This window comes from Flavobacterium lotistagni (assembly GCF_011392125.1).
In the GTDB taxonomy this organism is placed as follows: Bacteria; Bacteroidota; Bacteroidia; order Flavobacteriales; family Flavobacteriaceae; genus Flavobacterium; species Flavobacterium lotistagni.
This window is the reverse complement of record NZ_JAAJBU010000005.1, coordinates 94,534-110,420: the sequence shown is the minus strand read 5'-3', so window position 1 is coordinate 110,420 and position 15,887 is coordinate 94,534. Positions and strand designations below refer to the sequence as shown.

Genomic DNA, 15,887 nt, shown 5'->3' with positions numbered 1-15,887 from the left:
ATATGACATTAGCAGCATTTAATACTTTAGATAAAACGACGGCACGAGAGCATTTGTTTGCTTGTTGTGGTTCGACACGATGGGCAGATTCGATGATGCAGCATTTTCCTTTTGCTGATGAGAAGCAATTGGTGGAAACCGCAACCGAAATCTGGTATAACCAGTGCGATAAGGAAGATTGGCTAGAATCGTTTACGCACCATCCGAAAATTGGCGATGTGAAAAGCCTAGCAGAAAAGTTCGCCGGAAAAGAGCAGGCCAGCGTGGCTGTGGCGACTACCGAAACTATCGAAGCTTTGGCCGAGGCGAATATGCATTACGAGACGAAATTTGGGTTTATCTTTATTGTTTGCGCGACCGGTAAATCGGCTACGGAGATGTTGCAATTGCTGCACGATCGTTTGAAGAATTCACCCGAGGAAGAACGCGAGATTGCGATGGGCGAGCAGGCTAAGATTACAATTATCCGTTTTAAAAAGTTGCTGACCGAAGCGGATTTTTCGTTTTTGAAAGTAAGCCAGATTACGACGCACGTTTTAGATACAGCAGTTGGAAAACCTGGAAAAGACATTTCCATTCGTTTGCAGAAAAAAGTGGGGCACCATTGGCAAACCATTGCGCAAGGCATTACCAACGCCGACGGCAGAATTCCGGATTTGTTGCCACAGAACAGAAACCTGAAACCGGATGTGTATCGAATGGTTTTCGATACAGGTATGTACTACGGCAAAACACACACGCAAACGTTTTACCCCGAAGTAGAAATCCAGTTCACGACTTTCGATCAGACGCATTACCATGTTCCGTTATTGGTGAACCCATTCGGTTACAGCACTTACCGCGGAAGTTAATCACGACCCGGATGCCCTAGCCCTGATTGGAACGGCATCCTTTTTCCGGCTTTTCAGACGGGAAAAGATACAGTGGAAAGCAGGTTCCAGCTTCTTAATACATTTAAAATTCAACATTTAACATTCAACATAAAAAAATGACCATTCCACAAAATAAAAAAGAACAGCTTTTCGGGAATTTGCGTGCCGCCAATACGGCTTTTAACGAGATTTATCCCGGAGACCGCAGCGAGCGCCAGCCTGTACATACTTTATATGGCGGGGCGAACCTTTTCAAATCGGATGCGCCGATTGCTTTGGGCCAGCGTGCCTTAGAAATTCTGGAAACTTATGCGCCCAACCATGAGGTTTTTGGGAAAGCATTCGGGCTCACTGGCGGTAATGATTTCAGCAAGCGCATTTACGATAAGGTCGTGGCGAAATTGAAATCGGAGGCGATTGAGGATTTCCGGATCGATTTTGAAGACGGTTACGGCAACCGCAGCAACGAGGAAGAAGATGCCACGGCAGTCACGGCGGCCAAAGAAGTTGCTAAAGGCATGCAGGATAAGACACTTTCGCCTTTTATCGGCATCCGCATCAAGCCTTTTACTGAAGAAATGAAAGAGCGCGGTTTGCGCACGTTGGATATTTTCCTGACAACTTTGGTGGGCGAAACCGGTGGAAAGTTGCCCGATAATTTTGTGGTGATGTTGCCCAAAGTCACGATTCCCGAGCAACCGGAAGCTTTGGCGAATTTCTTTACAATCTTGGAAGAAGAACTAAAACTTACTAAAGGAATCCTGAAAATGGAAATGATGGTCGAAACGACACAGGCTATCATGGACATCAACGGCACCAATCCGTTATACCGTTTTATCAAGGCGGCGCAGGGCAGGTGTGTGGCGATGCATTTCGGAACTTATGACTATACCGCGAGTTGCAGCATTACAGCCAAATATCAGGAAATGGACCATCCGGTTTGCGATTTTGCGCACCACATGACCAAAGTGGCTTTGGCGCATACCGGAATTTGGCTCAGCGACGGAGCGACTAACACGATGCCGATTGGCCCGCATCGAGGCGATTTGACTCCGGAGCAAGAAGAAGAAAACCGCCAAGTGGTGCACCGCGCGTGGAAGAAAGGTTATGATCATATCCGCCATTCGCTCTGGAACGGTTATTACCAAGGTTGGGATTTGAACCCGGCGCAGTTCCCGATGCGTTATGCGGCCGTTTACGCGTTCTTTTTAGAAAGCTACGATGATGCGGTAGAGCGTTTGAAAACTTTTGTAGACAAGGCAGCACGTGCGACTTTGATTGGCGATGTGTTTGACGATGCGGCGACCGGACAAGGTTTGTTGAATTACTTCTTGCGAGCACTGAATAGTGGGGCAATTACCGAAGAAGAAGTTTTGGCTACCGGTTTGACACTGGAAGAAATCCGAGGCCGATCGTTCAAGAAAATCCTTGAAAACAGAATGGCGAAATAACGCAAGCTTAGCTATAAATCGTTTCGAGCCACAATTGCTTTTGGGTAGTTGTGGCTTTTTTCATGCATTACGTCGATATTTTGTTGATTGACTGCGATTTGAAAAAAAATCTTTTGTAGTTTTAACCACCCCAATTGGAGCGGTGAGTATGATTTCTTAACCAAATTAACGCTGATGCAGTTATACAAAAGATTGTCCCGAGTAGGGTTTCTTCAAAATAGTTACGCCTTTAAATTTCTTTTCATTGCCTTTTTGGGTATTCATATACCGCTAATCGGGATTTTGTTTTTTGTGCTGTTTGCGCCCCATTCGACTTCGCCGGTCACGATGTTAATTTTCACTTTGCTGATGACCTTGGTAGCAACGGGAATTACGCTGTTGGTATTGAAACGTTTGATTACACCAATCGAGTTGGCATCAGATGCACTCAATAATTACAGAAATTACCGCACCATGCCGCTGCTTCCGATAGAATATAAAGATGAAGCTGGCTTGCTCATGCGCAACATTCTGGAAACGATTCAAGACAACGAGAAATACATCAACGAAAAACAAGATTTGACTTATTTGTTGTCGCACGATTTGAGAACCTTTACGGGCAATTCAAAATCGTTGGCAGAACTTATCTTAAAAGAAGACGCTTCTCCGAGTATCAAGCAGTTTGCTGAACTCATTTACCAATCGACTTCGCAACAGTTGCATTTCATTGAGAATTTTATCCGATTACTCAAAGCGCAAGATGAGATTACCAAAGGAGTTCCGGAATGGCATTCGATTAATTTTCAAAACATCCAAGCCAGTGTGGAACAGCAGGTGAAACAACAGTTGGTTTTAAAAAATATCAGCTTAGTTTCTGAGGTGGAAGTGATCGAAAAGCAGTTGTTGATTAGCCCGGAACTTCTCGTTCGGGTTTTGGTCAACCTAATAGACAATGCCATTAAATTCTCTTTCCCAGACAGCGAGATTATGGTGCGGTATTATCTGAAGAAAGAACGGTTGGTTATCACAATTAACGACCAAGGCATGGGCTTCGATTTAGAACAAAGCGATGCGCTGTTTCAAAAATTTACCAGTCACAAAAAGAAAGGTACGGCCAACGAACCTTCCACAGGGATTGGTTTGTATTTGTGTAAAACCATTGTAGAAAGATACAAAGGCCGATTGATGGCCGCGAGCGAAGGCGCGAACAAAGGCGCAACTTTTACGATTCGTTTCTGATTGGCTTAAGAGTAATTTATAGCTGAAAATTGTCAAAAGCTCAGTTTTTTGCCTAGATTTGTAACAGCATTGGATGATTTCTCTCCATAAGTAGGAATTGTTATCATTTATTTAAAAAATACTATCCATGTCAGTTTTAGAAAAAACAAGTTCTGCTGCATTAATGGAGCTCGAGAACCAATACGGTGCTCACAATTACCATCCGCTTCCGGTGGTACTCAGCAAAGGCGACGGCGTTTATGTTTGGGATGTTGAAGGAAAACAATACTACGATTTCTTATCGGCTTATTCCGCAGTCAACCAAGGGCATTGCCATCCGAAGATTGTTGGCGCCATGATGCGTCAGGCACAAACACTTACCCTTACTTCACGAGCTTTTTACAACGACCAACTAGGGCCTTACGAGCAGTACCTTACAAATTACTTCGGGTTTGATAAAGTATTACCGATGAACACTGGTGCTGAAGCTGTTGAAACGGCTTTGAAAATTTGCCGGAAATGGGCTTATGAAGTCAAAGGAGTGGCGCCGCAGCAAGCACAGATCATTGTTTGTGAAGGCAATTTTCACGGAAGAACGACCACCATTATTTCGTTCTCTAACGACGAAAACGCGCGCAAAAGTTTTGGACCTTATACCGAAGGATTTATTAAAGTGCCTTATGATTCAATTGAAGCTTTAGAGCAGGCATTACAATCTTCGGCAAATATCGCTGGTTTTCTGGTAGAACCCATTCAAGGTGAAGCCGGTGTTTATGTGCCGCACGAAGGATATCTTGCCCAAGCAAAAGCACTTTGCGAAAAATATAACGTGCTATTCATTGCAGATGAAGTACAAACCGGAATTGCACGAACCGGAAAATTGTTGGCAGTTCACCACGAAAACGTGCAGCCGGATATTTTGATTTTGGGTAAAGCATTGTCAGGCGGAGTTTATCCGGTTTCAGCTGTATTGGCCAATAATCCGATCATGAATGTCATTAAACCCGGGCAACATGGTTCAACTTTTGGAGGAAACCCAATTGCTGCTGCGGTTGCGGTTGCGGCACTAGAAGTTGTTAAAGAAGAACATCTGGCTGAAAATGCAGAACGATTAGGTAAAATTTTCCGTCAGGAACTTGGCAAGTACATTCAAACCTCAAATATCGCAACCATAGTTCGAGGGAAAGGTTTGCTCAATGCGATTGTCATCAACGATACCGAAGAAAGCGATACAGCCTGGAATATTTGCATGGCTTTACGCGACAACGGCTTATTAGCCAAGCCAACGCACGGCAACATCATCCGATTTGCACCGCCATTGGTCATGAACGAAGAACAACTGCTCGATTGCGTATCGATTATAATCCGAACCCTGAAACAGTTTGAAGCATAAAAAAAATCCTCCGATTCAGGAGGATTTTTGTTTTATTCCATTTCTTGTTGGTGTTTGATTTTTTCGATGAGGTTTTGTTGGAAATCCTTGATGCCTTCTTCACCGAGAACCGTATACATATATATATTGATGAGCAAGTAAATCGAACTCAATACAATTCCGATAATTGCTAAAACGCGGCCGGTAATCACATTTGAGTAGCCATCATAGTGCTCGGGGTTTTCTGTGTAAAGAGCAATGTCTTTTTTGGCTAAATTCAGGGCAACGATTCCGAGTACTAAACCGATGATGCCCCAACAGCAACAAGTTAAAATTGATAAAATTCCTAAAATAAGAACGACTGTGGAATTGGGTAATTTTTGTTTTTCCATGATGTTTGTTTTAAAGCGTCATTTTGTAAATATAGGCAACTATCATAATCATAGCATTAATCACTGCAAGACTAATAATAATTTTGTGGTAATTGCGGCTTTTGTCGATATAATGCAAGGCAAGAAAACCGAACAGTAAAATGGTAGTATATATGGCCGGAAATTGATGAAATGCAGCCGAGAAATTGCCGTTGATCAATTGCAATATGGCTCTTTGTGTGCCACAACCCGGACAATCGATTCCAAAAAGTTTTTTGTTCAGGCACGGAATCATATACCTTTGTAAGTCTAAAATCAGCGTTTTCATCTTTACAATTTTACGAAAAAATATGATTGTAAAATCAGTAGTGCAAATTTAAAGTTGCTATTTTTGAACCGATTCTTAAATCAATTCCAGATGAAAAAATTACTAATTCCGATAATGATTGTGGCAATAATTGTTGCTTTTTATGAAGTAGGGCAGCCTAAAAAAAACATTTATATTGTCATTTTAGCGGTGGTGGTTTTTATGTTTGGGATGATGAAACTCAGCGCGAAAACGCCTAGCAAAAATCAAGAAAAGGAGGAAGGCGATGTTTAAAATTGGCGACCAAGTTTCAGTGCTTGACGATGCTATCGATGGCACAGTGATTTCAATCAAAAATAACGAAATTACCATTGAAACCGATGAAGGTTTTACGATGACGTATTTTGTCAATCAGTTGATTAAAAATTTTAAAACCAGCAGTTTAAGTAAAAATATCGAAAGTTTCAATTCAGAAAAAATTAAACTAGAAAAAGAAACTGCTAAAAGGAAGAATCCCGTGCCTGAACTTAAAGTAAAAGGTGAAATTCCGCCGCCAGAATTTGATCTTCATATCGAAAAGCTCGTCAAAAATTTCCGGTCGATGAGCCATCACGAAATTCTCACTTTGCAATCAGAAACGGCAAAACGGCATATAGAATTCGCGATCAGAAACCGCATTCCAAAAATCATTTTTATACACGGTGTAGGAGAAGGAATTTTGAAAGCCGAACTCGACTTTATGTTGGGTCGCTACGAGAACATTTCGTTCCGCGATGCTAATTATCAGAAATACGGTATGGGCGCGACTGAAGTTTATTTTAAACAGAATTCAAAACTTAGTTGAATTTTTTGTTTGTTAGAATCTAATTTGTGGTCAACAAGTTTCCTATGACAATCGAATTGCCTAAATAAAAGGTGCTGTTGCCTTTTTGGAAGGTTACCGCTTTTAGGGTAATGGTGTGCAAAAATCCAGAACCGTTTGTCGTAGTGACTACTTCAATAATACCGCTTGTATCGGCGACACCATTTTGGGCTGTCCACTCTTGGGTTACTGTTGGTGTGCTCGGTAATGAACTACCGCAGAAATATTCTTGATTAGTGGTGGTTAAAGCGGTTTCAAATAAGCGATAAACCAATTTGTTGCTGGTAGCTGAAATCAGTGCTGTTTTTGGCGTTCCCAAATTAGAAGTGTTCAACAGATTCGAATCAAAATTCTGAATGTAAATCGCTTCGATGTCGTTGCTGCCAGCGTTGTAAAGTAATTGGTTCGATGGGCAAACGGCTACGTTGTCCGGATTAAAAGTCAAAGGCAAAGTTGTGGCTGTGGTGGCATATTCGCCAAACGGGAAAGTTTCGTATACCTGTGTGCCTTCGGGTTTGTTAAACACTATATTTTTAAACACGATATTGTGCAAATACTTCAGAATTTTAGTAGCTCCGGTAACTGCATCAGGTGTTGAGTAAACGGCAATAGTTGAGATTTCGATAGTTCCAGCACTAGCTGTCCATTCAGTAGTAGCCGTTGGTGAAATCGGAGCAGGAGAATTGCACAAATTGGCGGCAGTAACATTTCCGTTGTAAGCACGATAAGTCACGTTTACAGAACTTCCAATTGTAATTATTCTTGGTTCGTCAGTGGGTGTGATTTCATTGGCAAATGCATTGGCAGCGGTTGGAATTTTCATGTACAAAGCTTCGTTACCATTGAGTTTGTAAATAATTTCTCCACAACTAGCAGCCTGTACATCTTGAAAATCGATAGTTTCAATTGTCATATCGCCGTCATCGCAATTGCTGAAAACGAGAATCAGGGCCAGTAATCCGAGAATTTTTTTCATGCCTAAGCTATTTTATTATCGCAAAAGTAGGATTTTAATTCGCCCGAACAAGTTTTAAAATACGAATTGTATCAAGAGAGATGAATTAAGAACAGACAATCTAAATTCAATACGATGCGACGGTCAAAATCATTACCTTTGGCGGCATGAAAAAGGTGTATTTAGACAACGCAGCCACTACGCCCATTGCTCCGGAAGTCATTGCTGAAATGACTCGTGTAATGCAAGAAGATTTCGGAAATCCTTCATCGACACACAGTTTCGGACGACAAGGCAAAGGCGTTTTGGAACTTGCCAGAAAGTCTGTAGCTAAAGCCATTGGAGCGCTGTCGCAAGAAATTATTTTTACTTCGGGCGGAACAGAATCTAACAATTGGGTGCTCCGAAACGTGGTCGTTCAGTTAAAAGTAGAACGGATTATTTCGAGCCGAATTGAGCACCATGCTGTGTTGCATGTACTTGAAGCTTTGCAAGCCGAATTTAAAATCAAAGTGGATTATGTAAAGGTTCAGCCTAATGGCGAAATCGACGTGAATCATTTGGTGCAGTTGCTTTCAGAAAACAAGAAAACACTAGTATCGTTGATGCACGTCAATAACGAAATAGGAACCGTGCTTGATTTGGCTTTGGTCGGTAGGATTTGTAAACAACATGGCGCGTATTTTCATTCCGATACCGTACAATCAGTGGGTAAAACACTACTTAATTTACAAGAATTACCGGTTGATTTTATCGTCGCCAGCGCGCACAAATTTCACGGTCCGAAAGGAGTTGGGTTGCTATTTGTTCGAAAAGGCATAGAAATGCAGCCGATGCTTTACGGCGGTGAACAAGAAAAAGGACTGCGCCCGGGCACTGAATCTTTGCACAATATTGCCGGATTAACCAAAGCTTTGGAACTGAGTATGAGCCAGCTCGAAGTGCATCAAGAATACATTTCTTCACTCAAAGCCTATGCAGTTTCTCAGTTTGAACAACATTTTCCTGGTTACAAAATCAATGGAAATCCAGACGGGTTTTATAATATTCTGAATGTTCAACTTCCTTTTTCTCAAGACAAGACTGCGATGTTGTTGTTCCATCTTGACATGAAAGGTATTGCGGTTTCCCGTGGTAGTGCCTGCCAATCGGGTAGTGCTAAACCTTCGCATGTATTGGCTGAAATCCTTGATGAAGCCGCAGCTCAAAAGCCATCGCTGAGAATTTCTTTTAGCCATTTCAATGCGAATGAAGATATTGATTATCTAGTGGAACAACTCCAATCGATTTAGAAGATTTTATTGGCTCAATCAAAAAAATGTAATACGTTTATCGAAATTTAAATCGTCTCATGAAAAAATCATTATTTGTTCTGGTTGTCTTGTTTTCAGTAGTCATTAATGCCCAACAAAAAGGTACTGTCGAGTTTGGTTCGAATATCGGATTCAACAGATCGGCCATAAATTCCTCTGAAGGTAGCACAGATGCTGGATCAGGTTTTAATATTGGGGTTTCAGCCGATTATTATTTTTCGCGCACCTGGAGTATCAAAACCAAATTGATTTATGATCAGAAAGGTTGGGACAATGGCTTTATTGAGTTTTACAGTTTTGACCCAAATGTAATAGACAGCAGCTATAAAACAGATTTTAACTTGAATTACCTGACCATTCCCGTGATGGCCAACTGGCATTTCGGACGCACTAAGAACTGGTACCTGAACTTTGGTCCTTATGCTGGATTTTTATTGAATGCAGAAGAAACCCGTTTCTCAACCGACGTCAAAGAAGGTTTCAACACCACAGACTTTGGAGTTGCATTAGGCGTTGGAGTTAAAATTCCGGTGAGCAATAAACTAAAAATATTCTTTGAATACGAAGAAAATTATGGCTTTTCGGAAGTTTTTAAAGAAGCGTATTCCGCCACCCGAAATGTGCGTTCCAGTTTCAATTTTGGGGTGAATTTCCTGATGAAATAATTACTTCACCAACACCAGATATTTCCAAGGTTCTAGTTTAAATTTATCGTCGCCTTTGAGTTCGATTTTAGCGCCGGAGAACCATTCGGTATAATTTCCTTTTTGGTATTTTGAATTCAAGGTTACTTCGGCTGCTTGCTCGCTGTAATTGATGATGGAAATAACTTGTTGGCTGGCTTTTGCTCTGGAAAAAGAAATCACTTGCAAAGGTTTGTCATTGTAAATGCGGATCATTTCGCCACCGGCATTTCCATTCCATAAAGCCTGGTTTTGGTGTTTGAGTTCGAAGAGCTTCTTGAACAAACTTTCGTAAGGCAGCTTGCTCCAATCAATTTGGTCTTTGTCGAAAAATTTAAGCGAACGATCCAGTCCGGCTTCTTGTCCGCCATACACCAGCGGCATTCCGTTGATGGTGCCACACAAAACCATTGAAGCTTCCAAACCTTCGCCGAAGTTCGCGAACTGATTGCCATTCCAGGAATTCATGTCGTGATTGTCTGTGAACACCATGCGATAACCATTGCGCGGAAAAGTGCTGACGTCGTGCGCCATATATTCAATCAGGCCGCCCAGCGGTTTGTGGTCTTTGGTTACTGCAGTCATTTTTTCAAAAAGCGTCCAAGAATAAGTCATGTCGAAAGCTTTCTTGTGCAAGTCGCGCGATTCCCATTCGCCAAGCATAAAAACTGGTTTTACGGCATCCATTTCGGCGCGGGCGTTGTCCCAGAAATCGGTCGGGACGAAACCAGCCGTGTCGCAACGGTAACCGTCGATGTCGAGTTCTTTTACCCAATACACCAAAGCTTTGGTCATGTATTGGCGCAATCCGGGTTTTTCGTAATCGAAATCAATCACATCGTCCCAATCGTACCAAGGTGTTGGCTGGAAATGGCCTTCTGGTGTTTTGGAATACCAATCCGGATGTTCTTTGGCGAGCGCATTGTCCCAGGAAGAATGGTTCGCGACCCAATCAATGATTACGTGCATGCCCATGCTGTGGATTTTATCGACGAGTGCTTTGAAATCTTCTTTGGTGCCGAATTCAGGGTTGACGCCATAATAATCCTTGACCGAATAATAACTGCCTAGAGTGCCTTTTCTTTTTTCAACCCCAATCGGGTGGATCGGCATGAGCCAGATAATGTCGATGCCCATCGCTTTAATTCTGGGCAAGTGTTTTTCGAATGCTTTGAAAGTGCCTTCAGGGGTAAATTGCCGCACATTGACTTCGTAGATTGTGGCGTTTTTGGCCCAATCCGGATGTTTGAGTTCGACATATTCGTGGGGTTGGTAGCGGTTTTTTGCCGAATCGCTCTCATTTTTTTTAGGCGAATTACAACTCACGATACACAAAGTGGAAACCAATGCTAAGGCTTGACAGTAAAGGGTTTTCATAAAGCTACGGGTTTAAAAGCAGTTTCTAAAAATAGGCTTTTTTTGATTGAATTGAAAAAAAATAGATGCCCAATTGTTGTATGCATAATATTCTTATGTATTTTTGCGTTGTTGTTTCCGGATGGCCTGCGTTAGGGATGGGAAGCAGTACCGCGTACTGCGGACAGCCCGGCCGCGCGAATTAGCGGAACAGACAAGATGATGTGCAATGCGCGGCAACGCCCAAAAAATAAAAACCAAATGATTTATTCTTCTGAACTCATTAAAGGCACTTTGAAAACGATTGTTTTGAAGCAGCTCGAAAATAACAAACGCATGTACGGTTACGAGATTACCCAAAAGGTGAAAGAGCTCACTTCGGACAAAATCCAGATTACTGAAGGCGCGCTGTACCCGACTTTGCATGCGCTCGAAGCCGACGGACTAGTCACGACTGAAACTGAGTATATCGGCAAACGCGTGCGCAAATACTATAGCCTGAGCCCGAAAGGAAAATCGACGATTGATGAGAAAATCAGCGAATTGGCCGATTTCATGAACACGATGAAATTCTTGTTAGACATACAACCCCAAACGATATAGAATGTATTGCCTGAGCGATTCGCAAATTGATTTCATCCTCAATGACATTAGTGCACGTGGCATTGAGTCGGTTAGCCTGCAGCAAGACCTGTTGGATCATATTTGTTGTATCATCGAGCATGAGCTTGAAGAAAATGGGGACTTTGAGCGCTTTTATTTGGCAACGGTCGGTAGTTTTTACAAATCCGAATTGCGCGAGATAGAAGTAGAGACCCAGCATTTATTAACCCACAAAAATTATTATGTGATGAAAAAAATCATGTTATACAGTGGCACTTTTGCTGCAGCAGTTTTAAGTTTCGGTATCATTTTGAAATTCATGCATTGGCCCGGAGCGGCGGTTTGCATCGTACTGGGCTTGTTTGCCCTGAGTTTTATTTTCCTGCCTTTGCTGTTTACTTTGAAGATCAAGGAAAAGCAGCAAAATACAGACAAAGCGATTTTGGTGGTTGGCGCTATCTCAGCAGTTTTGATTTCTGTTGGCGTGTTGTTCAAAATCATGCATTGGCCTTTGGCGAATATGATGACTACGGCTTCGCTGATGATTATGCTGTTTGTGTTTTTGCCGGTGTATTTTTTTACTGGAATCAGGAATCCGCAGACTAAGGTGAACACTACCGTTTCCTCGATTTTGTTGCTTTGTGGTTGCGGATTGATTTTGACTTTGGTCAGGATTCCGCAAACAACGCATTTTCAGCGTCTAGAAGATACGGCTTATTTTTTCAGGAATGAGCAAATCTTGAAGAACGAGCAGCAACTACTTTCAGTTGAACCGCAAGATTTAAATGCAAAGGAAATCTACACTTTGTGCGAGAGCATCAAATCACAATTGCTGATGAAAGAAACCGGACAAAAAGCAATCACCGCAGATTTTGAAACCAAAGAAGCTCTAATTGGCGAGACTTGGGTGAATGCCTACCTTTCTGGTGGCACAGAGAAAAATCTCAAAGAATTGCAACAGAAAATACTGGCGTTCAATCAGGCCAATGGTTCAAAATCCGGTTTTGAGCCAATTCCGGAAAATGCCGTAGATTTTTGGAGTCAAGCTAAAGTGAAAGACGCTTTGAACAATTTGGTGCAGGTGCAGATGCTGGTGTTGCAAAATCAGAAAATACTGTTGGAGTAAACACTTTTCAACCAAAATCAAAAAACATGATATCATTTTTAAGATTGCTGGTAGTCATATTGGCCACTATACTGATGCTCTTTTTTTATGACTCGGCCAAGGCTTGCAGTATGTACAAAGTCACTGCGAATGGCAAAACCATGGTAGGTTGCAACCACGACACCTGGCTTTTCACGCCAAGGATTTGGTTTGAGACCCAAGGTTTAGGTTGCTGTTTCACTGGGGCTCGTTTTGATGGTTCGCACGGTTTCGCGCCGCAGTCGGGGATGAATGAATTCGGGCTTGCATTTTCCAGATTGGCCGCGCCCGGTGTGGTGGGCAAAGCATCCTTAGGAGTCAAAGCCATCGAAAGCCAAACCGTGTTTCTCAAAACCGTGCTGCATAGCTGTAAAACGGTAGATGAGGCCAAAGCTTACATCGATCAGTTCGATCATAGTATTTTCAACAAAGATGTCCTGATTTACATTGACCGAAGTGGGAAATATTTGGTCGTCGAACCTTACAGCACTACCATTGGCAATGATCCGAAATATGTACTGGCTAATTTTTGTCCGTCGCAGATTGAGGATTTCAGCGAAATCAAGCAGGAACGTTATGTGAACGGAGTGGCTTTCCTGAAAGATAAAATCGGTACTGACATTGATTTCTGTCGCGCGCTGTCTGATACGATGCATGTTTGTCGCGAGAAAATCGGCGATGGTACGCTGCTTACAACCATCTGGGATTTGAACGACGGGTTTGTGCGTTTGTATTTTTACCACGATTATACAAAGCAGCAGATTTTCAACTTAAAGGAAGAACTGGCCAAAGGCGACCACATTATAGATGTGACGAAGTTATTTCCGCCGAATGCCGAATTCCAGAAACTTCAGGATTTCAAAACGCCGCTGAATAATGCTACCATGGATTTACTTTTGAAGTTTTGCTTGGTATTTTTCTTTGGCTCGGGCTTGTATTTCTTGATTGGTTTTATCAGAGTAAAATCGCCTTACAGACTGTTTAAACTTGGGCTTTCGGTGTTGGATTTTAGCCTGATGTATTATATGTTTGCACTATCGACTGAAATCGGGATTTATTATTTTCCGGCACCTTATCAGCATTACAAGTTTGGGTTGATTGATATTGCATCTTATCTTCCGTTTTTGCTGCTGATTTTGATAGTTCCGCTACTGGTTTTTTGTAGAAAGCTGTTTAGGGAACAAGTATGGACCAAAATTTCAAGGAGTTTTTTAGTTTTAAATAATTTGTTTTATCTCATGCTGATAGTACTGTTCTTTTATTGGGGATTGTACGATGTATTTCATTAAACAAAAAATCCGCTTGTCAGTTCTACAGGCGGATTTTTTTTGTGGTGTCATTGAAACCATAGCCTTGGTCATTTCCATCGGTACACCGCTGTCAATAGGCAATCATCAGTTGTTTTTGGCGCGCTTGATCTGCTCGATATTGCTGCAGGTCCAATCGAGCAACTGCATCAGATGACTCAAGAATTCCTCACCCAACGGCGTAATGGTATATTCTACTTTGGGTGGTATCTCAGGAAAAATCTGTCTATTGACCAAACCAAAAGATTCCAGTTGCCGCACCTTTACGGTAAGCATTTTTTGTGATACACTGCCAATAGACTTCTTCAGCGTGTTGAACCGCATGGTTTTATGATAGCCCAACTGCACCATAATCAGAATCGACCATTTGTCGGATACCGCATGTAGTATATCTTTTACTGGGCATAGACTGCCGCAGGTTTTTTGCTGTGATTCGAAAAAAACTGAAATTTTTTTTTGGTTCTCTTGTGCTGCAATTGCTGTAATCGTTTCCATTTGGTAACTGGGTTTCGGCTTAGTGCCTTCTTGTAGGGTAATTTTAATTGCTGTTATTTTACGGTCGCTAAAAGTAACTAATACACTTTTATAAACCAATATTTTTTTAATAATCCTTTCATCAATTGTAACAGTAAACTAAAAAACAAAATGAAAAAAGTAATTCTGATCACAGGAACCAACAGCGGCTTTGGCTATTTGCACACCCATACACTTTCAAAAGCGGGTCATATCGTATATGCTACGATGCGCAACAGTACGACCAGTAACAGAGAAAGTGCGGAGCAACTCTCCAAGCTTCCCAACGTAACGGTTATCGAAACCGATCTTTCGAGCCACGAATCGGTCGCTGCTACAGTCAACCAGATTATCAAAAAAGAGGGCCGACTCGACGTCTTAGTCAATAATGCCGGGAATTTTATCAGTGGTATTGCCGAAACTTTTTCTGATGAAGACATCGACGCACTCTTCAACATTCACGTCAAAGCAACCTGGCGTACCATCAAAGCGGTATTGCCACAGATGAGAAAACAAAAGGATGGCCTCATTATCAACACCTCGAGTGTTTTGGGACGCTTTTCTTCACCGTTCATGGCCTTTTACAATGCAGCGAAATTTGCTGTTGAAGGCATCAGCGAAGGACTGCATTATGAAGTTAGGCCGTTGGGTATTGATGTGGCGATCATTGAGCCTGGCGCGTATCCTACAGAAATATTCTCCAAATCAAGCTACGGTTCCGATACTACTCTGGCAGCTGAATATGGAAATCTTGCAGGCCTACCGGAGCAAATCGGGCACGGCATTTCACAGTTGTTTGAAAATGCTAAGCCAAACCCACAGGATGTAGCCGATGCCGTACTGCATCTGGTTTCACTTCCGCAAAGCAAGCGGCCACTTCGCACCGTTGTTGATTCGCTTACCGGAAATTTCGTAAAAGAGACCAACGATAAGGCAGCGGGCGATTATCAGAAGTTTGTATCCGCTTTTGGCTTGGGCGACTTACTCCATTAATGGCAAAGTCCGTTTGCGATTATTTTAAGCAATAAAAAAATCCGCTTGTCAGTTCGGCAGGCGGATTTTCTTTGAATTCTTGTGTGCGGGTTATTTGCCCATCGGCATGGGTGGCATATCCGAATTGTAGCAATCGCGAACCATTTTCCATTTATCGTCTTCCATTTTGTAGACTTCAATGGATTTGCCTTCATCGAGTACTTTGCCGTCTTTGTCTGAAATTTTCCAAGTGTTCTCTACCGTTAAGTTGTTTTCATTGCCCCAAATATCTACCAAAGTCAAATCGATTCTGGAAGTGTCTTCTTTGAACCATTCTTTAAAAGTTTGCGAGATATTGGCCCGGCCTTGAACCGCTTTCATGTTCGGTCCCATAAATTTTCCATCGATGGTATAACAATTCGCCAATGACATGGCGTCTTTGGCGTTGAAAGCCGTTTCGAAATCGGTGTAAACATCTTCAACAGCAGCTTTGGCAGCAGCTAAATCAAAGGTTTCACTGTCTGATAACATGAGGTCTTTCTTTTTACAACTTGTATTTAAAAGTAAACCCAACGTGGTCAATACGATAAGAAATGCAGTTTTTTTCAT

18 protein-coding genes are annotated in these 15,887 nt (G+C 42.1%); 12 read left to right on the top strand and 6 right to left on the bottom strand.

The features are described from left to right. The first annotated feature begins 2 nt into the window (after positions 1-2). From uraD to rocD, 4 genes are all read left to right on the top strand, one after another. Positions 3-851 carry a 2-oxo-4-hydroxy-4-carboxy-5-ureidoimidazoline decarboxylase gene (gene uraD, locus G4D82_RS14400; protein ID WP_207788142.1) on the top strand — a complete coding sequence of 283 codons (849 nt, stop codon included), beginning with the start codon at positions 3-5 and terminating at the stop codon, positions 849-851. A gap of 137 nt (positions 852-988) precedes the next feature. Next, entirely contained in the window at positions 989-2,323 is a 1,335-nt protein-coding gene (locus G4D82_RS07675) for a DUF6986 family protein (protein ID WP_166336291.1), read from the top strand. 174 nt (positions 2,324-2,497) lie between these two features. Beyond that, the gene (locus tag G4D82_RS07670) at positions 2,498-3,541 is read left to right on the top strand and encodes a sensor histidine kinase (protein WP_166336289.1); all 1,044 of its coding nucleotides are present in this window, start codon (positions 2,498-2,500) and stop codon (positions 3,539-3,541) included. Between the two features lie 127 nt (positions 3,542-3,668). After that, positions 3,669-4,913 carry an ornithine--oxo-acid transaminase gene (rocD, locus tag G4D82_RS07665; protein ID WP_166336287.1) on the top strand — a complete coding sequence of 415 codons (1,245 nt, stop codon included), beginning with the start codon at positions 3,669-3,671 and terminating at the stop codon, positions 4,911-4,913. Between the two features lie 32 nt (positions 4,914-4,945). Here rocD and G4D82_RS07660 read toward each other — a convergent pair whose 3' ends face one another. Both G4D82_RS07660 and G4D82_RS07655 read right to left on the bottom strand, forming a co-directional pair. Beyond that, positions 4,946-5,284 (bottom strand): CCC motif membrane protein, encoded by a 339-nt coding sequence (locus G4D82_RS07660; RefSeq protein WP_166336285.1) that lies wholly within the window; start codon positions 5,282-5,284, stop codon positions 4,946-4,948. A gap of 10 nt (positions 5,285-5,294) precedes the next feature. Next, positions 5,295-5,591, bottom strand: coding sequence for a DUF2752 domain-containing protein (locus G4D82_RS07655; RefSeq protein WP_166336283.1), 297 nt, complete (start codon positions 5,589-5,591; stop codon positions 5,295-5,297). Between the two features lie 90 nt (positions 5,592-5,681). Here G4D82_RS07655 and G4D82_RS07650 point away from each other — a divergent pair, with 90 nt between their 5' ends. Both G4D82_RS07650 and G4D82_RS07645 read left to right on the top strand, forming a co-directional pair. Continuing rightward, positions 5,682-5,864 (top strand): hypothetical protein, encoded by a 183-nt coding sequence (locus G4D82_RS07650; RefSeq protein WP_166336281.1) that lies wholly within the window; start codon positions 5,682-5,684, stop codon positions 5,862-5,864. After that, entirely contained in the window at positions 5,857-6,414 is a 558-nt protein-coding gene (locus G4D82_RS07645) for a Smr/MutS family protein (RefSeq protein ID WP_166336279.1), read from the top strand. The genes G4D82_RS07650 and G4D82_RS07645 overlap by 8 nt, the downstream gene beginning before the upstream one ends. 19 nt (positions 6,415-6,433) lie before the next feature. Here G4D82_RS07645 and G4D82_RS07640 read toward each other — a convergent pair whose 3' ends face one another. After that, the gene (locus G4D82_RS07640; RefSeq protein WP_166336277.1) at positions 6,434-7,408 is read right to left on the bottom strand and encodes a hypothetical protein; all 975 of its coding nucleotides are present in this window, start codon (positions 7,406-7,408) and stop codon (positions 6,434-6,436) included. Positions 7,409-7,554: 146 nt separating this feature from the next. Here G4D82_RS07640 and G4D82_RS07635 point away from each other — a divergent pair, with 146 nt between their 5' ends. Then, the gene (locus tag G4D82_RS07635) at positions 7,555-8,679 is read left to right on the top strand and encodes a cysteine desulfurase family protein (RefSeq protein ID WP_166336275.1); all 1,125 of its coding nucleotides are present in this window, start codon (positions 7,555-7,557) and stop codon (positions 8,677-8,679) included. 59 nt (positions 8,680-8,738) lie between these two features. Beyond that, on the top strand, positions 8,739-9,365 hold the full coding sequence (locus tag G4D82_RS07630) for a porin family protein (RefSeq protein ID WP_166336273.1): 627 nt from the start codon (positions 8,739-8,741) through the stop codon (positions 9,363-9,365). On the opposite strand, the gene G4D82_RS07625 is transcribed toward G4D82_RS07630, so the two are convergent. Next, entirely contained in the window at positions 9,366-10,760 is a 1,395-nt protein-coding gene (locus G4D82_RS07625) for an alpha-amylase family glycosyl hydrolase (RefSeq protein WP_166336271.1), read from the bottom strand. A 240-nt stretch (positions 10,761-11,000) separates the two neighbouring features. Between G4D82_RS07625 and G4D82_RS07620 the strand changes: the two genes are divergently transcribed. The 3 genes from G4D82_RS07620 to G4D82_RS07610 are packed head-to-tail and all read left to right on the top strand — an operon-like array spanning position 11,001 to position 13,775. Next, a complete protein-coding gene (locus G4D82_RS07620; RefSeq protein ID WP_207788141.1) occupies positions 11,001-11,342 on the top strand; it encodes a PadR family transcriptional regulator in 342 nt (113 codons plus the stop codon). Between the two features lies 1 nt (position 11,343). Then, the gene (locus G4D82_RS07615) at positions 11,344-12,468 is read left to right on the top strand and encodes a GldL-related protein (protein ID WP_166336078.1); all 1,125 of its coding nucleotides are present in this window, start codon (positions 11,344-11,346) and stop codon (positions 12,466-12,468) included. 26 nt (positions 12,469-12,494) lie between these two features. Further along, the gene (locus G4D82_RS07610; protein WP_166336269.1) at positions 12,495-13,775 is read left to right on the top strand and encodes a hypothetical protein; all 1,281 of its coding nucleotides are present in this window, start codon (positions 12,495-12,497) and stop codon (positions 13,773-13,775) included. Positions 13,776-13,880: 105 nt separating this feature from the next. Here G4D82_RS07610 and G4D82_RS07605 read toward each other — a convergent pair whose 3' ends face one another. Further along, positions 13,881-14,288, bottom strand: coding sequence for a winged helix-turn-helix transcriptional regulator (locus tag G4D82_RS07605; protein ID WP_166336267.1), 408 nt, complete (start codon positions 14,286-14,288; stop codon positions 13,881-13,883). Between the two features lie 150 nt (positions 14,289-14,438). Here G4D82_RS07605 and G4D82_RS07600 point away from each other — a divergent pair, with 150 nt between their 5' ends. Next, on the top strand, positions 14,439-15,299 hold the full coding sequence (locus G4D82_RS07600; protein ID WP_166336265.1) for an SDR family oxidoreductase: 861 nt from the start codon (positions 14,439-14,441) through the stop codon (positions 15,297-15,299). Positions 15,300-15,389: 90 nt separating this feature from the next. Here G4D82_RS07600 and G4D82_RS07595 read toward each other — a convergent pair whose 3' ends face one another. Then, a complete protein-coding gene (locus tag G4D82_RS07595; protein WP_166336263.1) occupies positions 15,390-15,887 on the bottom strand; it encodes a YybH family protein in 498 nt (165 codons plus the stop codon).